The organism is Paracoccus xiamenensis, from assembly GCF_011308835.1.
In the GTDB taxonomy this organism is placed as follows: Bacteria; Pseudomonadota; Alphaproteobacteria; order Rhodobacterales; family Rhodobacteraceae; genus Paracoccus; species Paracoccus xiamenensis.
Window position 1 is genome coordinate 147,214 of sequence record NZ_JAAOHY010000001.1, and the last position, 15,188, is coordinate 162,401.

Here is a 15,188-nt window from a genome sequence, read left to right on the forward strand (position 1 = left end):
CCAGAAGAGGCTGTGGCGCAGGATGACGGTGCCCCGCGGTCATTCCGTCCAGCATCCGATCAGTCGCGGCGCAGGGACGTCAGGGTCATGCTGCCTGTCGATCAAAGGTCTTGGGGGCAACCGCGTCCAAGGCTCACCCCCGATCAATGCAGATCTGCTGCAGGGTGAGCCAGTCGCGTTCGGTCAGGATTGGTGGATAGGGCTGGGTGCGGAACGGGTCGGATTCGGTCAGGGCGACGGGGGCAGGGATGGCGCCGGGAAGGGTCTCGGCATAGGGCGTGGCGGGGATGCGTGAGGCGGCGAATCCTTGCAGAAGCTGCTGGTCGGCCGGTCGATGCGGCGGCGACGACAGCAAGGCCTCGCCAAAACCCTGCAATGCATTCGGCGACAGGGTGCCACGCGTCAGCAGGCTCAGCACCTCGGGGAAAGAGGCGCGGTCCATGATCGCCCGCATCGGGTCGGTCGTTTCTGCAGCGATTTTCGCGGCAAGAAGATGTCCGGCCAGGGCGGCTGGGTCGGATTGATCCGCGATCAGGCGGTTATCGACGACGATCAGGTCGCCGGGCAGCAGCAACGCCCCTTCCAATCCATCGCGCAGAACCGCAATGCGGGTCTTGGGGGGCAGGCCGATGCGGCGTGCGAGGCCGTGCAAGGACGCCTCGGCGGCCGGATCGGTGCAGGGCTGCCCGGTCGATCGGCTCATGTCGCCAAGAATCCCCTGGCCGATCTGCGCGCGTTCGGCGGCGGGGGTGATGCGGACGGCATGCGCGCGCAAGGCATCGGGCAGCCAGATGATCCCCGCCAGCAGCATCACCACCAGCGCGGTCGCGGTCAGGCTGCCGCGCAGCCGGCCGGGATGCGGCTTACGCGCCGCAATCGCCGATTGCACCCGGTTGATCGCGTCGATCATCCAGCGGTCGTCGATCTCCAACGTCTCATAGCCGGCATCTTCGGCGGTGGTGACCGGGGTATAGACCGCCGGCGTGCCGCCCGGATTCAGGCGCTGAATCGCGGGCAGTGACCAATGCGTCAGCGGCGCGTCGGATTTGGGATCAGACAGGATCAGCGTCGCCTCGCCAATCGAGACGACGACCTCGCGCAATTGCGCATCGGGCGAGGACCGCCAACTGCCCGGCGATTCCAGCCGTTGAAACTGCCTCAGCGCGGTCGAACGCATTCCAACCTGTCCGTCATATCGCGCCCAGCATGGGGCGGGGCGCGGGCGGCGTCAATCGTCGGCGCCGATCGTCATGCCCTTGTCCTGGGCCATGCTGCGCATCCGGTTCTGAAGCTTCTCGAAGGCGCGGACCTCGATCTGGCGGATACGTTCGCGCGAGACATCGTAACGTTCGGACAATTCCTCCAGCGTCAGGGGATCGTCGCGCAGCCGACGCTCCATCAGGATGTCCTTCTCGCGGTCGTTCAGCACATCCATCGCCTGCATCAGCATCGTGCGGCGGGTGTCGAGTTCTTCGGATTCCGCATAGGCCTCGGCCTGATTGGCGTCCTCGTCTTCCAGCCAGTCCTGCCATTGCGCGGTCGATTCGCCATCGCCCGACCCGACCGTCGCATTCAGCGACGCGTCCGAGCCCGCCATGCGGCGGTTCATGTCGATGACTTCCTGTTCGGTGACGTTCAGGTCATTGGCAATGCGGGCGACGTTTTCGGGGCGCAGGTCGCCTTCTTCCAAGGCACCGATGCGGTTCTTGGCCTTGCGCAGGTTGAAGAACAGCTTTTTCTGCCCCGAGGTGGTGCCCATCTTCACCAGCGACCAGGACCGCAGGATATATTCCTGGATCGAGGCGCGGATCCACCACATCGCATAGGTCGCCAGACGAAACCCCTTTTCGGGATCGAAACGCTTCACCGCCTGCATCAGGCCCACATTCGCTTCCGAGATGACCTCGGCCTGAGGCAGCCCGTAACCGCGATAACCCATGGCAATCTTGGCGGCCAGCCGCAGGTGCGAGGTCACCATCTTATGCGCGGCCTCGCTGTCCTCGTGATCGACCCAGGCCTTGGCCAGCATGTATTCTTCTTCGGGTTCCAGCAGCGGGAACTTGCGAATTTCCTGCAAATAGCGGTTCAGCCCCTGTTCGGGGCTGGGCGCGGGGAGGGAAGTGTAGTTGGCCATCTTATCTGTCCTCTCACCGGATCAACGCTGGTCCGCTGCGGCAGTTCCGCGCAGCTGATCCAACAAATCCTGCATATCTTCGGGAAGGGGCGATGTGAATTCCAGATGCGCCCCGCTCACGGGATGGTCAAAGCCCAGCCGGGCGGCATGAAGCGCCTGGCGGGGGAAGTTCTGGACCGCCTCGGCCGCATCGCCCAGGGCCTTGGCCGAGGCTTTGCGCGCCCCGCCATAGGTCGGATCGCCGATCAGCCCAAGGCCCGCATGGGCCATATGGACGCGGATCTGGTGGGTGCGGCCGGTTTCCAGCCGGCATTCGACCAGCATGGCGGCGGGCGGTGTGCCGAAGCTTTCCAGCATCCGCGCGCGGGTGACGGCGTGGCGGCCACGTTCGCCATCGAACAGCACGGCCTGACGCTGGCGGTCGGTCGGGTGGCGGTCAAGCCGTGAGGTGATTTTCATCACTCCGCCGGGTTCAAAGCTGACACCGCGTGTACCGCGCAGGCGGGCGGCGGCCGGGTCGATGACCCCGTGACCAAGCGCCAGATAGGCGCGGTCGGTGCTGTGCGCTTCGAACTGCGCGGCAAGGCCGTGATGGGCGCGGTCGGATTTCGCCGCCACCAGCAGGCCCGAGGTGTCCTTGTCGATCCGGTGGACGATGCCCGGCCGCATCTCTCCGCCGATGCCCGACAGGCTGCCGGCGCAATGATGCAGCAGCGCATTGACCAGCGTACCGTCGCGGCTGCCCGGCGCGGGGTGGACAACCATGCCGGCGGGCTTGTCGATGACGATCAGGTCCGCATCCTCATAGACCACGTTCAGCGGGATATCCTGCGCCAGCGTTTCGACCGGTTCGGGATCGGGCAGGGCGATGCGCCAGACCTGCCCCGGCTGGACGCGCAGCTTGGCACCGGTGGCCGGCCCGTCCGGCCCGATCACCGCGCCTTCGGCGATCAGCTTTGACAGCCGCGAACGCGACAATGCCGCTTCTGCTGGCACAAGATCGGCAAGCGCCTTATCAAGGCGTTCAGTTACACCCTCGGGAATGGTCAGGATCAGTTCACTCATGGATCGCGATGTAAAGGATGCGCCCGCCCGGGGCGAGAGGCAACCGCTGGCTACGCCCTCGCCCGAGGTACCGCATCTGCTGTTTCTCAAGTTGATGGTCGGCGGGCTGGCCGTGGCGATGGTGCTGGGACTGGGGCTGATCGGCACCATCATGTGGCTGCGCCTGAACGCGCCCATGCTGCCTGATCTGCCCGAATCGGTGAACCTGCCCGAGGGCAGCAATGCCGAGGCCGTGACCTTTGCCCGCAACCGGCTGATCGTGGTGACAGACCGGGGCGAAATTGTGATTTATGACGCCGATGGCGCGTGGCATCAGACGGTTGAGCTGAATCCGCGCTGAATCACCCCTGCGCTTTCGCTTCCAGCGCGTCCAGCCGGGCCTTCAGTTCCGCATTCTCGGTGCGGGCCTTGATGGCCATGTCGCGGACGGCATCGAATTCTTCTCGGGTGACCAGGTTGCGTTCGGCAAGCCAGCGGTCGATCCAGGAATTGAAGGCGGTCTCGGCCTCGGATTTGGCGCCCTGGGCCACACCCATCGCATTTGTCATCATCCGTGACATGTCGTCGAAGAACTTGTTCTGGCTGGTCATCCTGCGCTCCTGCGGGGTTCTTTCTGCCTATATGGGGCAAGCGGGCGCGGGGTTCAATGTTGACACCGGGCCGCCCGTGGCTAGCGTGCGCGGGCAATCAAAGGACCGCCATGATCCCCTTCCCCGATATCTCGCCCGAACTGTTCGTCATCCCCATCGGCGAGACGGGTCTGCCGATTCGCTGGTATGCGCTGGCTTATCTGGCGGGGCTGGTGCTGGGGGCGCTGGCGATCTGGCGGATGATGAAATCGGACCGGATCTGGGGCGGCGCCGCACCGATGCCTGCGGCCAAGGTCGAGGACCTGCTGACCTGGATCGTGGGCGGCGTCATTCTGGGCGGGCGGCTGGGCTTCGTTCTGTTCTATCAGCCGGGCTATTACCTGACCCATCCGCTGGAAATCCCGATGGTCTGGCGCGGCGGCATGTCCTTCCATGGCGGATTTCTGGGGGTGGTGCTGGCGTCGTGGTGGTGGGCGCGGCGCGATGGCGTGGAACCCCTGCGGCTGGCCGATGCGCTGGCGGTGGTGGCGCCGATCGGGCTGTTTTTTGGTCGCCTCGCCAATTTCATCAATGCCGAGTTGTGGGGGCGTCCGACAGATGCGCCCTGGGGTGTGATTTTTCCCGGTGCCGCCGCCCAAAGCTGCCCCGGGGTCGAGGGGCTTTGCGCGCGCCATCCCAGCCAGCTTTACGAGGCCGGGCTGGAAGGGCTTCTGCTTGGATTGATCCTGCTGGTGCTGGTCTGGCGCGGCGGTTTGCGCCGTCCGGGGCTGGCGCTTGGCGTTTTCCTGTCGGGCTATGCGGCGGCGCGCATCTTCGTTGAATTCTTCCGCGAGGCAGACGCCCAGTTCATCACCGCCGACAGCCCGCTGGGCCGGGTGGCGCTTGGGCTGAGCATGGGCCAGCTTCTGTCCCTGCCGATGCTGGCGGTCGGGGTCTACTTTATCCTCCGCGCCCTGCGCCGCCCGGCGCGATGACGCCACTTGGCCGTCTGATTGCCGATGAAATCCGCGCCAGCGGCCCGATGAGCCTGGCGCGATATATGGAGCTGTGCCTGCTGCATCCGCGCCACGGCTATTACAGCACCCGCGACCCCTTCGGCGCGGCCGGCGATTTCACCACCGCGCCCGAGATCAGCCAGATCTATGGCGAGCTGTTGGGCCTGTTTCTGGCGCAGGCCTGGCTGGATCAGGGCGCGCCCACACCCTTTACCCTGGCCGAGATCGGGCCGGGGCGGGGTACGCTGATGGCCGATGCGCGCCGCGCCATGCGGGTGGTGCCCGGCATGGCCGAGGCCGCCCGGCTGCATCTGGTCGAGGCCTCGGCCCATTTGCAGCATGTGCAGCAGGACCGGCTGGGCGTGCTGACCCATCTGGAAAGCGTGACAGATTTTCCTGACAGCCCATTGTTCCTGCTGGCAAATGAATTCTTCGACGCGCTGCCGATCCAGCAGTTTCAGCGTGGCCCGGATGGCTGGGCCGAACGGCTGATCGGGCTTCAGGGCGACCGGTTGGCCTTCGGCCTCGGCCCGGTGATGCGGCTGGACCTGCCCGGCGCGGAAGGCGAGGTGATCGAACGCTGCCCAGCCGCCCCTGCCATCGTGACGGCCATCGCGGAACGGATTGCGGCACGGGGAGGTGTGGCGCTGTTTGTCGACTACGGCGGTTGGAACGGTCGGGGCGACACGTTTCAGGCGCTGTCAGAGCATAAGCCAGTCGATCCTCTGGCCGCGCCGGGTCAGGCTGATCTGACGGCGCATGTCGATTTCGCCCCGCTTGCGGCGGCGGCGCAGGCGGCGGGTTGTGCGGTGGGATACACCACGCAGGGCGCCTTGCTGGTGGCACTGGGGATCAATGCGCGGGCCGCCCGACTGACGGCATCCGGCGACAGCGCGGCCGCTGGGGCTGCACGACGCTTGACCCATGCCGATGAAATGGGACATTTGTTCAAGGCGCTGGCGCTGTGGCCGCAAGGGGCGCCTGCGCCCGCAGGTTTTGAACGGGCGGGCATGACACCAACATCAGATCCGAGACGATGAAATTGACGCTGGAAATCCTGAATCACCCCCTGCTGGACGGCGTCCGGCACGGCTTCTTCACCCGCAAGGGTGGGGCCAGTTCGGGGCTTTATGCCGGGCTGAATTGCGGTCGCGGATCGAAGGATCAGCAGGATGTGGTTGAAACCAACCGCGCCCGGGTCGCCGATGCAATGGGGGTGGCGCATGACCGTTTGGCCGGGGTCCACCAGGTGCATTCGGCCGATGTGGTGGTCATTACCAGCCCGGACCAGATCAACGCTGCCGATCAGCCCGACGCTGACGCGCTGGTGACAGCGCTGCCGGGCGTGGCGCTGTCGGTGCTGACGGCGGATTGCCAGCCGGTGCTGTTCGCCGACCCCGAGGCTGGCGTGATTGGCGCCGCGCATGCCGGTTGGAAGGGCGCGCTGTCCGGCGTGCTGGAGGCTACGGCAGATGCCATGCGCGATCTGGGCGCGACCCGCATCCGCGCGGTAATCGGACCGACGATTTCGCAGCGCGCCTATGAGGTGGGTTGGGACTTCATGGAGAACTTTACCGCCGAAGACCCGGAATATCAGCGCTTTTTCTCGAACGGGCCAGCCGATAAACCGGTCTTTGACTTGCCCGGCTTCGGCCTGTCGCGTCTGCGCGCGGCGGGGGGCGAGGCGCAGTGGATCGGCCATTGCACCTATTCCGACCCGGAACGTTTCTTTTCCTATCGCCGCAGCACCCATCTGGGCGAACCCGATTACGGGCGGCTGATTTCGGCCATCGCGCTGCCTGGGTGACGAGCGAAACGGGTGTATTGCAACCGTAGATAGACCGGCGTCTGACTTCCGGTGGTTTGGCTGGCTTCAATCTTTGGGGGGAATTGATGACGGCGATGCGAAGGGTCGGTCCTGCACATCGCGCAAACCGCCGAGGCTAAATGACGGTCGCGCGACCATCACCACAATTCTTGTCAGAAGTTTGGCGGACATTCGCGATTCGAGGAATCCGAACGCGAATGTCTACGCTTGACTAGGAGTGTTGGGTTTGTGCTGGACGGAACTCGTGTTTATTGATCGCCGCTCTCATCGCCCACAAACTGACAGGTATTGCCACGAGACCACCTGCAATGCTTCCCCAAAGGCCGCCAGCTTCAGGATGGCCCAACATACCAGCGGCAAGTCCGGCAATGGCTCCGGCGATGAAGCCCGCAACAGTCCCAAAAATGAATGACCGCCAAGTCATGCTCCACCAGATCGGCAACACTTCTCTGTAAGTCATATTCCGTCTTTCTTATTAAGAACTTATCGAATATTCATTCAACTTACAGAAATAGTCAAGATTTGTTCGCGCCAACACTTAGGCTGACCTTTTGGGGTGACGATCTTGGCGTTTGGCGGAAATCTGAGGGTATCGAGACCCGCGTCAGGACAAAGGCGGCCTGCCGTCAGTGCCGTCAAAAGGAATCCCCGGCTCATCCTTCGCCACGCGGATCACCAGCGAGGTCTTGACCGAAGCCACATTCGGCGCGGCGGTCAGGTCATGGGTCAGGAAATTCTGAAAGCTGGTCAGGTCCGGGGCCACGCATTTCAGGATAAAGTCGATTTCGCCGTTCAGCATGTGGCATTCGCGGACCAGCGGCCAGACGCGGGCGCGTTCCTCGAAAGCGGCCAGATCGCGCTCGGATTGGCTCTGCAGGCGAACCATGGCGAAGACCTGCACCTCGAACCCAAGGCTGCGGGGGTCGATCTCGGCGTGATAGCCGCGGATATAGCCGGCGTCCTCCAGCACGCGGACGCGACGCAGGCAGGGCGGGGCGGAAATGCCGACGCGGCGGGCCAGTTCGACATTGGTCATGCGGCCGTCCGCCTGCAGCTCGGCCAGGATCTTGCGGTCGATCTCGTCCAGCTTGGTGCCGTGCATGTCAATTCCTTCCTTGAATTGTGCGTGAACGTATACCTGAGGTCCTATCTGCGCAATATTGTTTCGTGAGGGTGCGGCGATACGGCAGGCGATTGAAGACGGGGCCAGCCTGCACTAGCTGTATGGCAACACCGAATTACAGGAGGCCCGGATGGCCGAACAGCATCGCAAACTTCTGATCGTCGGCTCTGGCCCGGCGGGCTATACCGCCGCCGTCTATGCCGCCCGCGCCATGCTGGAGCCGCTGCTGATTCAAGGCATGCAGCCCGGCGGCCAGCTGACCATTACCACCGAGGTCGAGAACTGGCCCGGCCTGATCGAGGTTCAGGGCCCCGAGCTGATGGTGAAGATGGAAGAACACGCCAAGGCCATGGGGGCCGAGATCAAGTTCGACACCGTGTCGAAGCTGGATCTGGGCGTGCGCCCCTTCCGCGCCATCTGCGATTCGGGCGATGTGGTCACCGCCGATGCGGTCATCCTCGCCACCGGGGCACAGGCAAAATGGCTGGGCCTGCCGTCCGAGGAGAAATTCCAGGGTTTCGGCGTCAGCGCCTGCGCGACCTGCGATGGCTTTTTCTATCGCGGCAAGGAAGTGGTGGTGATCGGCGGCGGCAATACCGCGGTCGAAGAGGCCCTGTTCCTGACCAATTTCGCCAGCAAGGTGACGCTGATCCACCGCCGCGACGAATTGCGGGCCGAAAAGATCCTGCAACAGCGTCTGCTGAAAAATCCCAAGATTGAATGCATCTGGGACAGCGAAGTGCTGGAAGTGCTGGGCGAGGACAACCCGCTGGGCGTGTCCGGTGTCAAACTGCGCAACCTCAAGACCGGGGCGGAAAGCGTTCTGGATACTTCGGGCGTCTTCGTGGCCATCGGCCATTCGCCGGCATCCGAACTGGTCAAGGAGCAGCTGGAGTTGCTGGAAGGCGGCTATGTCAAGGTCGAACCCGGCTCGACCCGGACCTCGATCCCCGGCGTTTTCGCGGCGGGCGACCTGACTGACCACATCTATCGTCAGGCCGTCACCAGTGCGGGCATGGGCTGCATGGCCGCGCTGGATGCCGAACGCTATCTGGCCGAACATCACGAGGCCGGCGCGCCCGCACCCGATGCCGCCCAGATCGAGCCCGTGACCGCCTGATATGGCCCGCGTCATCGTCGATGACCGGATGCAACAGGGCTATGCCTATGATCTGTCCGCGCCTGCGGGGGCAGATTTCGATGAAGGCTTCACCCCGGACCTGATCCCGGCCGAGATGCTTCGGCTGGGGGTTTTTGGCGGCTGTTACATGACCGATTGCCGGGATGAGTTTCCGGCCGAGTGGTTCAAGGGCGCGAAGCTGTCGCCCGGCAAGCCCGACGCAAAGCTGAACTATTTCGGCATCAAGGCCAGCCAGCCGCTGTCGGAATGGCGCCGCAAGGGCTGGCTGCACCCGGATGATCCGCGCGGCTGGTTTCAGTGGTATTGCCGTTATTGGATGGGCCGGCGTCACGATGACGACGCCCGCCAGATCGGGCGCTGGCGGGCCATTCGTCGCCATGTCGGGCAGCTGCGCCGGGCCTGCGATCCGGGCGATCTGTTCTGCCGCCCGCGCCAGCGTCAGGCACTGCTGCATTGGGCTTATGACAGCCGCAAGCTGTAGGGGGCTCAGGGCGCTTTGTAGCCGGGGGCGTCCCAAGCCTTGCCGTCGCCTTCCCGCTCGTCCTTGTCCTTGCGCATGAGCCACGCCGCTGCGAACAGGCTGTCGCTCTGGCTCAGCTCGGCTGAAAGCTGCTGCATATCCTGGGGCGAGCGGATGACCTGCGCCTGTACCAGCATCGGCAGCACTGCCGAGGGCATGACATAAAGCCTGCCGCCCGAACATTGCTGCGCCTGATCCAGCGCCTGGCGGATGTCGGGCGCCTTCGCAGCGCCCTCACCAATATAGACAAGGACCTCGTCGGTCATGCGATCGGTACTCCGTTCCGGTCGGGCAGGCCGTCATAGCCGAGATGCAGCTTCGTTGCCGCGCACATCGCCCAGTCATTGGACTGCATGATGCATTTTTCCCCGCCGTTCGGTGCGCAGGTGGCGCAATTCCGGTTCGGCTCGCCGAAATGACCCCAAGCACCGCCGCAATCGCAGCCCGACTGGGCGTATTCGTCAGGGGCGTTGAAGATATGGCCGGTCTCATGGGCGAAAACCCGGTCGATCTGGTCCGGCCCCCAGCCGTCATTGTCGAAATGCATCACCAGACGCGGCCCTCCCAGCCGGGCATAGGCGAAATGCGCGATCCTGTACTTGGTGAAGAACGCGACATAGGCCCAGTCCGTTCCGTGCTTCTGGCGCAGTGCCTCGGCATAGGCAGCGGTGCCGGCATCGCCGGGGGCATGGCCAAGCTGTTCCAGCGCGGCATCGCGCCATGGTGCTTCGTAGGCGTCGAAATCATTGCCCGAGGTGACTTCTGCCGCGTCGACGGTCAGCAGCTCGATATCATGGACGAAGGTCACACCCTTTTTCGGGGCCTCATTGGCCAGAAATGAGAGCCCGTTCTGAACCTCGGCCACGACAAGGGTCTGGTCCTCAGCGCTGAAAACCAACTGCGGTTGCGGGCCGCTGACGATGACAAGGCCCACGGCGACACGCCCGGTCAGCCGCGCCGACAGCGGGGTTGCGATCGGTGCGCCGGGCTGGGCCGGGCGGTTTTCGACCATGGCCATGCCGGGCGGGTGGATCGGACCGGGGCCATCGCCCGGCGCGCCTTCCCAGGACAGCCCCTGAAAGCGGCGGTCCTGCTTCTTGGCGCGGGCTTGCGCGCTGTTTCGGCGTTCAAAGCCGCGCCGTCCAAGCGCCTCGGTCGGGGTCAGTTCGGCCCCGGGCGCGGCATCGGGCACGGGCGACTGGGTAACCGAGCCGGGAAAATCGACGATGGCAAGGCGGCCATATTGGTGAAAGATCGGGGCGCTGCGCTGGCTGCTGCCCATCTCGGGTGCATGGCTGTCGGCGGAAAAGATCAGAATTTCATTCGTTTCAAGATCGGCCGTCATATGTTCGGCTCCCTTCGACTGAAATGGAAGGGCAATCTAGCACGAAACGGAAACAGAGGATGTGACAATCGCGCGACGCCCCATTGCGCAGTCGTCAATACTGTTGAAACCTATTCGGTGTAGGGCTATGGCGACCCCGAGCCGGCGTCCGACCATGTTTCAAGGGGCGCTTGACGGTATTCCTATATCAGACCGAGCATCCGCGATGACCGCTGCAAATCACACCCCGATCCCCGAACTTTTCGTTTCCCCCGAAGCCGCCTCGGCGTTGAAGGACGAAGCCGGCAATATGCCCAGCTGGGACCTGACCCAGCGGCAGGCCTGCGACCTTGAATTGCTGATGAATGGCGGTTTCAACCCGCTGAAGGGCTTCCTGACCGAAGCCGACTATAACAGCGTCGTCAATGACATGCGGCTGGCCGACGGCACGCTGTGGCCGATGCCGATCACGCTGGACGTGTCGGAAAGCTTCGCCGAAGGGATCGAGCCCGGCACCGATATCGCGCTGCGCGATCAGGAAGGCGTGATTCTGGCGGTGATGTCGGTCACTGACAAATGGATCCCGAACAAGAAGCTGGAGGCCGAGAGGGTCTTTGGTGCGGGCCACGACGATCTGGCGCATCCGGCCATCAATTATCTGCACAACAGTGCCGGCAAGGTCTATCTCGGCGGTCCGGTGAAGGGCCTGCAGCCGCAGATCCATTATGATTTCCGCGGGCGTCGCAACACCCCGAACGAGCTGCGCGCGATGTTCAAGAAGCTGGGCTGGCGCAAGGTCGTGGTCTTCCAGACCCGCAACCCGCTGCACCGCGCCCATCAGGAACTGACCTTCCGCGCCGCGCGTGAAGCGCAGGCCAACCTGATGATCCACCCGGTTGTCGGCATGACCAAACCGGGCGATGTCGACCACTTCACCCGCGTCCGCTGCTATGAAGCGGTGCTGGACAAATATCCGCAGGCGACCACGACGCTGTCGCTGCTGAATCTGGCCATGCGCATGGCCGGCCCGCGCGAGGCGGTGTGGCACGGCATCATCCGCCGCAACCATGGCGCGACCCATTTCATCGTCGGCCGCGATCATGCCGGTCCCGGCAAGAACAGCCAGGGCGTCGATTTCTACGGCCCCTATGACGCGCAGGAACTGTTCCGCAAACACGAAGACGAGATCGGCGTGAAAATGGTCGATTTCAAGCACATGGTCTATGTGCAGGAACGCGCCCAATACGAACCGGCCGACGAGATCGAGGAAGGCGTGACCGTCCTGAACATCTCGGGGACCGAACTGCGCCGCCGTCTGCGCGAGGGGCTGGAGATCCCGGAATGGTTCTCTTTCCCCGAGGTGGTCAAGGAATTGCGCCGCAACTCTCCGCCCCGCGCACAGCAGGGCTTCACGGTGTTCTTTACCGGCCTGTCGGGCTCGGGCAAGTCGACCATCGCCAATGCGCTGATGGTCAAGCTGATGGAAATGGGCGGCCGTCCGGTCACGCTGCTGGATGGCGACGTGGTGCGTAAGCACCTGTCCTCTGAACTGGGCTTTTCCAAGGAACACCGCGACATCAACATCAAGCGCATCGGCTATGTCGCGTCCGAGATCACCAAGAATGGCGGCATCGCCATCTGCGCCCCGATCGCGCCCTATACCGCGACCCGCCGCGCGGTGCGCGAAATGGTCGAAGCCGGCGGCGCCTTTGTCGAGATCCATGTCGCAACCCCGCTGGAGGAATGCGAACGCCGCGACCGCAAGGGGCTGTACAAGCTGGCGCGTGAGGGCAAGATCAAGGAATTCACCGGCATCTCTGACCCTTACGAAGAACCCAAAGCGCCTGAACTGCGTGTCGATACCACCGATATCGACGTCGACAACGCCGCCCATCAGGTGCTGTTGAAGCTGGAACAGATGGGCCTGATCGGCTTGCGCTGATCGCCGATTGAACCGATACCCGCGCCGGGCCATGATGGCCCGGCGTTTGCATATCCGGGGGGCGCATGTCGGAAATCGTCAATATCATCTGCATCAAATGGGGCACGATGTACGGGGCCGAGGATGTGAACCGGCTTTACCGTCAGGTGCGCCGCCATCTTGCCCGCCCGCATCGCTTTGTCTGCTTTACCGATGATACCGCCGGCATCGACGCGGGCGTCGATTGCCAGCCGCTGCCCGAACTGGGCCTGCCGGAGGGTCACGGCGATACCCGTTGGCGCAAACTGGCGCTGTTTCGCCGCGATCTGGGCGGCATGACCGGGCAGGTGGCGCTGTTTCTGGACCTCGATCTGGTGGTCGTGGACGATCTGGCGCCCTTTTTCGACCTGCCGGGGGATTACTTCATCATCCGCGACGACGACCTGTTCCGCGCAAAGCCCCTGCGCAAGGTGAATGCCGAACGCGACCGCTTCCTGCATTCGGTCGGCAATTCTTCGGTCTTCCGCTATGTCGTGGGCGATCACACCTATATTCTGGACGCCTATCTGGCCGATCCCAAGGCCACGACCTCGAATTACGAGATCTCCCAGCAGTTTCAATCGGCGCAGCTGGCGAAACATGGGCATCTGAACTACTGGCCGAAGGGCTGGGTGGTCAGCTTCAAGAATGATTGCGTCCCGCGGAATTTCCTTAGCTTTCTCAGCGATCCGAAACTGCCTGAGGGCGCGAAGATCGTGGCCTTTGCCGGCAACCCGAAGATGGAGGATGTCTTCGCCGGACACGGCGGCAAATGGTATCGCCGCATCGGTAACATCGATTGGCTGCGCAAGGCGTGGCAGGGATGATCGCCGACGCCTTCCGGCGCTGGAAACACGCCCGCCGCATCCGCGCCGCCGAGGCAGAGATCGCGGCGCGCAGCTTTTCGCCCGCGCCGCATGGGCTGAATGCGCCGCTGGTTGTCAGCCTGACCAGCTATGGCCCGCGCCTGTCCGTGGTGGGCAAGGTGCTGCAATCGCTGATGCGCCAGACGGTGGCGGCGGATCGGGTCATCCTGTGGCTGGCAGAGGCGGATATGGCGAAGCTGCCGCAGGAGATTGCCGGGCTGGGAGTGGAAATCCGGGTCTGCCCCGACTGGCGATCCTACAAGAAGATCGTGCCGACCCTGCAGGAGGCCCCGGGCAGCTATATCGTCACGGCAGATGACGATGTCTATTACGGCCCCGGCTGGCTGGAGGGGCTGGTCGCCGCCGCCGATACGGGCGTCGCCTGCCACCGTGCGCATCGGGTCACGCTGGACGGGCAGGGGCGGCCGCGGGCCTATGATGACTGGGACCGCCATATCACCGCGCCGGCGACCGGCCCGCTGATCTTTCCGACCGGCGTAGGGGGCGTTCTATACGCGCCGAACGCCTTTCATCCCGATGTCACCGACGCGGAAAAATTCATGCGCCTTGCGCCCTCGGCCGACGATGTCTGGCTGTATTGGATGCATCGCCTGCGCGGATCGCGACCGCAGAAGGTCGGCGGCCGTTTCCGGGTGATCGAATGGCCCGGCAGTCAGGCGGAAAATCTGCGCGCCAGCAATCTGGGCACGGGCGGAAATGATCGCGCGATTGCGGCGATGCTGGCGGAATACGGCTGGCCGGAGGGCTAGAGGCGCGCTTCGGTATCGGCCTGCGGGTAAGGCTCCGTCACCAAAAGCACACGCCGCCCCCGGAGCATGAAGGGCGGCGCGGCATCCCTGCGTCTTAGTGGACGCTGACGGGGCTGAGGTCGTTCTGGCGCGCCAGGAAGAAGGCCATCTCGCGATCTTTCACCAGTGCCAGACGTTCTCCGTCAATGCCGTGGACGGCATAAAGGCTGTCAAGCTCGGGCGCTTGTTCGCGCACCTCCTCGGGCAGGCTGTCCATCGCGACACGACGGATATAGACGATGTTGCCGGTCGCTTCCGGCAGATCTTCAAATTTCGTATTCATGGCGATCCCCTTTCAATTGCGGCTGATCGGTATGGTCTGGACGACGCTTTGCTGTGGGCGACGTTGAAGCGAGATGGACAGAAGCCCGTTTTCCAACCTTGCAGCCCCGACCTCGACCCCATCGGCCAGCACGAAGCTGCGCTGAAAGGCCCGCGCGGCAATGCCGCGATGCAGAAAGACGCGATCCTCGGCCGATTCGGGTTGGCGGCCGCTGATGGTCAGCTGCCGGTTTTCCAGCGCCACGGTCAGATCGCTTTCAGCAAAGCCGGCGACGGCCAGGGTAATGGTAAACCCGTCCGGCGCATGGTGTTCGATATTATAGGGCGGATAGCCCTCGGCCCCTTTGGCCGCACGTTCGGCCAAACGCTCGATCTGATCGAACCCCAACAGGTGGGGATGCGTGGCCAGCGTGAGTTTCGTCATCTGTTTCAAGCCCTTGTGCAGCGACTCGTCCTTGGTCCCGGATCCCAGAAGCGGCGACCCGTGGCATCAATATGTGGTGGCAGCCCTCGCACGACAAGGCCTGCGATAGCAGTTAACATTCCCGGGC

The 15,188-nt window shown here is 63.9% G+C and carries 18 protein-coding genes; 9 read left to right on the plus strand and 9 right to left on the minus strand.

Translation table 11 applies throughout. The annotated features are described in order from the left end of the window. Positions 1 to 133: 133 nt before the first annotated feature. Genes G7044_RS00755 through G7044_RS00765 form a run of 3 tightly spaced genes read right to left on the minus strand, consistent with a single transcriptional unit; the run spans position 134 to position 3,199 of the window. Positions 134 to 1,177: a hypothetical protein gene (locus tag G7044_RS00755; protein WP_166324505.1), complete on the minus strand. Its 1,044-nt coding sequence runs from the start codon at positions 1,175 to 1,177 to the stop codon at positions 134 to 136. Positions 1,178 to 1,228: 51 nt separating this feature from the next. Then, entirely contained in the window at positions 1,229 to 2,134 is a 906-nt protein-coding gene (rpoH, locus tag G7044_RS00760) for an RNA polymerase sigma factor RpoH (RefSeq protein WP_166324508.1), read from the minus strand. Positions 2,135 to 2,155: 21 nt separating this feature from the next. After that, positions 2,156 to 3,199 (minus strand): RluA family pseudouridine synthase, encoded by a 1,044-nt coding sequence (locus G7044_RS00765; protein ID WP_166324511.1) that lies wholly within the window; start codon positions 3,197 to 3,199, stop codon positions 2,156 to 2,158. Between G7044_RS00765 and G7044_RS00770 the strand changes: the two genes are divergently transcribed. After that, positions 3,198 to 3,539 carry a DUF6476 family protein gene (locus G7044_RS00770; protein WP_235931099.1) on the plus strand — a complete coding sequence of 114 codons (342 nt, stop codon included), beginning with the start codon at positions 3,198 to 3,200 and terminating at the stop codon, positions 3,537 to 3,539. The two genes, G7044_RS00765 and G7044_RS00770, sit on opposite strands and share 2 nt — an antisense overlap. Position 3,540: 1 nt before the next feature. Here G7044_RS00770 and G7044_RS00775 read toward each other — a convergent pair whose 3' ends face one another. Then, positions 3,541 to 3,789 carry an accessory factor UbiK family protein gene (locus tag G7044_RS00775; protein WP_166324514.1) on the minus strand — a complete coding sequence of 83 codons (249 nt, stop codon included), beginning with the start codon at positions 3,787 to 3,789 and terminating at the stop codon, positions 3,541 to 3,543. A 110-nt stretch (positions 3,790 to 3,899) separates the two neighbouring features. Here G7044_RS00775 and lgt point away from each other — a divergent pair, with 110 nt between their 5' ends. From lgt to pgeF, 3 genes are read left to right on the plus strand one after another with little or no spacing between them, the layout of a single operon-like run. After that, on the plus strand, positions 3,900 to 4,763 hold the full coding sequence (gene lgt, locus G7044_RS00780; RefSeq protein ID WP_166324517.1) for a prolipoprotein diacylglyceryl transferase: 864 nt from the start codon (positions 3,900 to 3,902) through the stop codon (positions 4,761 to 4,763). Then, positions 4,760 to 5,824: a class I SAM-dependent methyltransferase gene (locus tag G7044_RS00785; RefSeq protein ID WP_166324520.1), complete on the plus strand. Its 1,065-nt coding sequence runs from the start codon at positions 4,760 to 4,762 to the stop codon at positions 5,822 to 5,824. The genes lgt and G7044_RS00785 overlap by 4 nt, the downstream gene beginning before the upstream one ends. Beyond that, positions 5,821 to 6,591: a peptidoglycan editing factor PgeF gene (pgeF, locus tag G7044_RS00790; protein WP_207630133.1), complete on the plus strand. Its 771-nt coding sequence runs from the start codon at positions 5,821 to 5,823 to the stop codon at positions 6,589 to 6,591. Before G7044_RS00785 ends, pgeF begins: the two co-directional genes overlap by 4 nt. Before the next feature lie 625 nt (positions 6,592 to 7,216). Here pgeF and G7044_RS00795 read toward each other — a convergent pair. Further along, on the minus strand, positions 7,217 to 7,714 hold the full coding sequence (locus G7044_RS00795) for an Lrp/AsnC family transcriptional regulator (RefSeq protein WP_166324523.1): 498 nt from the start codon (positions 7,712 to 7,714) through the stop codon (positions 7,217 to 7,219). A 151-nt stretch (positions 7,715 to 7,865) separates the two neighbouring features. Here G7044_RS00795 and trxB point away from each other — a divergent pair, with 151 nt between their 5' ends. Both trxB and G7044_RS00805 read left to right on the plus strand, forming a co-directional pair. After that, positions 7,866 to 8,855 (plus strand): thioredoxin-disulfide reductase, encoded by a 990-nt coding sequence (gene trxB, locus G7044_RS00800; RefSeq protein WP_166324526.1) that lies wholly within the window; start codon positions 7,866 to 7,868, stop codon positions 8,853 to 8,855. Position 8,856: 1 nt separating this feature from the next. Further along, positions 8,857 to 9,357 carry a hypothetical protein gene (locus tag G7044_RS00805; RefSeq protein WP_166324529.1) on the plus strand — a complete coding sequence of 167 codons (501 nt, stop codon included), beginning with the start codon at positions 8,857 to 8,859 and terminating at the stop codon, positions 9,355 to 9,357. A gap of 5 nt (positions 9,358 to 9,362) precedes the next feature. Here G7044_RS00805 and G7044_RS00810 read toward each other — a convergent pair whose 3' ends face one another. Together G7044_RS00810 and G7044_RS00815 are read right to left on the minus strand one after the other, a co-directional pair. Next, positions 9,363 to 9,662: a hypothetical protein gene (locus tag G7044_RS00810; RefSeq protein ID WP_166324532.1), complete on the minus strand. Its 300-nt coding sequence runs from the start codon at positions 9,660 to 9,662 to the stop codon at positions 9,363 to 9,365. After that, positions 9,659 to 10,741: a zinc metalloprotease gene (locus G7044_RS00815; protein ID WP_166324535.1), complete on the minus strand. Its 1,083-nt coding sequence runs from the start codon at positions 10,739 to 10,741 to the stop codon at positions 9,659 to 9,661. The genes G7044_RS00810 and G7044_RS00815 overlap by 4 nt, the downstream gene beginning before the upstream one ends. Positions 10,742 to 10,946: 205 nt before the next feature. Between G7044_RS00815 and G7044_RS00820 the strand changes: the two genes are divergently transcribed. From G7044_RS00820 to G7044_RS00830, 3 genes are all read left to right on the plus strand, one after another. Then, on the plus strand, positions 10,947 to 12,662 hold the full coding sequence (locus G7044_RS00820) for a bifunctional sulfate adenylyltransferase/adenylylsulfate kinase (protein ID WP_166324538.1): 1,716 nt from the start codon (positions 10,947 to 10,949) through the stop codon (positions 12,660 to 12,662). Between the two features lie 65 nt (positions 12,663 to 12,727). After that, positions 12,728 to 13,507 carry a hypothetical protein gene (locus tag G7044_RS00825; protein WP_166324541.1) on the plus strand — a complete coding sequence of 260 codons (780 nt, stop codon included), beginning with the start codon at positions 12,728 to 12,730 and terminating at the stop codon, positions 13,505 to 13,507. Continuing rightward, positions 13,504 to 14,316, plus strand: coding sequence for a glycosyltransferase family 2 protein (locus tag G7044_RS00830; protein WP_166324544.1), 813 nt, complete (start codon positions 13,504 to 13,506; stop codon positions 14,314 to 14,316). Before G7044_RS00825 ends, G7044_RS00830 begins: the two co-directional genes overlap by 4 nt. A gap of 94 nt (positions 14,317 to 14,410) precedes the next feature. Here the strand turns inward: G7044_RS00830 and G7044_RS00835 are convergent, their stop codons facing one another. Both G7044_RS00835 and G7044_RS00840 read right to left on the minus strand, forming a co-directional pair. After that, on the minus strand, positions 14,411 to 14,638 hold the full coding sequence (locus G7044_RS00835) for a DUF1150 family protein (protein WP_166324547.1): 228 nt from the start codon (positions 14,636 to 14,638) through the stop codon (positions 14,411 to 14,413). Positions 14,639 to 14,650: 12 nt separating this feature from the next. Beyond that, positions 14,651 to 15,061: an Hsp20 family protein gene (locus tag G7044_RS00840; RefSeq protein ID WP_166324550.1), complete on the minus strand. Its 411-nt coding sequence runs from the start codon at positions 15,059 to 15,061 to the stop codon at positions 14,651 to 14,653. Positions 15,062 to 15,188 lie beyond the last annotated feature (127 nt).

Coding starts and splice junctions, on each gene's coding strand:
- G7044_RS00785 (WP_166324520.1), top strand. CDS start 4,760: ATGACGCCACTTGGCCGTCTGATTGCCGATGAAATCCGCGCCAGCGGC.
- G7044_RS00815 (WP_166324535.1), bottom strand. CDS start 10,741: ATGACGGCCGATCTTGAAACGAATGAAATTCTGATCTTTTCCGCCGAC.
- G7044_RS00835 (WP_166324547.1), bottom strand. CDS start 14,638: ATGAATACGAAATTTGAAGATCTGCCGGAAGCGACCGGCAACATCGTC.
- trxB (WP_166324526.1), top strand. CDS start 7,866: ATGGCCGAACAGCATCGCAAACTTCTGATCGTCGGCTCTGGCCCGGCG.
- G7044_RS00840 (WP_166324550.1), bottom strand. CDS start 15,061: ATGACGAAACTCACGCTGGCCACGCATCCCCACCTGTTGGGGTTCGAT.
- rpoH (WP_166324508.1), bottom strand. CDS start 2,134: ATGGCCAACTACACTTCCCTCCCCGCGCCCAGCCCCGAACAGGGGCTG.
- G7044_RS00765 (WP_166324511.1), bottom strand. CDS start 3,199: ATGAGTGAACTGATCCTGACCATTCCCGAGGGTGTAACTGAACGCCTT.
- G7044_RS00830 (WP_166324544.1), top strand. CDS start 13,504: ATGATCGCCGACGCCTTCCGGCGCTGGAAACACGCCCGCCGCATCCGC.
- G7044_RS00795 (WP_166324523.1), bottom strand. CDS start 7,714: ATGCACGGCACCAAGCTGGACGAGATCGACCGCAAGATCCTGGCCGAG.
- G7044_RS00820 (WP_166324538.1), top strand. CDS start 10,947: ATGACCGCTGCAAATCACACCCCGATCCCCGAACTTTTCGTTTCCCCC.
- G7044_RS00805 (WP_166324529.1), top strand. CDS start 8,857: ATGGCCCGCGTCATCGTCGATGACCGGATGCAACAGGGCTATGCCTAT.
- G7044_RS00825 (WP_166324541.1), top strand. CDS start 12,728: ATGTCGGAAATCGTCAATATCATCTGCATCAAATGGGGCACGATGTAC.
- G7044_RS00810 (WP_166324532.1), bottom strand. CDS start 9,662: ATGACCGACGAGGTCCTTGTCTATATTGGTGAGGGCGCTGCGAAGGCG.
- lgt (WP_166324517.1), top strand. CDS start 3,900: ATGATCCCCTTCCCCGATATCTCGCCCGAACTGTTCGTCATCCCCATC.
- G7044_RS00755 (WP_166324505.1), bottom strand. CDS start 1,177: ATGCGTTCGACCGCGCTGAGGCAGTTTCAACGGCTGGAATCGCCGGGC.
- pgeF (WP_207630133.1), top strand. CDS start 5,821: ATGAAATTGACGCTGGAAATCCTGAATCACCCCCTGCTGGACGGCGTC.
- G7044_RS00775 (WP_166324514.1), bottom strand. CDS start 3,789: ATGACCAGCCAGAACAAGTTCTTCGACGACATGTCACGGATGATGACA.
- G7044_RS00770 (WP_235931099.1), top strand. CDS start 3,198: ATGGATCGCGATGTAAAGGATGCGCCCGCCCGGGGCGAGAGGCAACCG.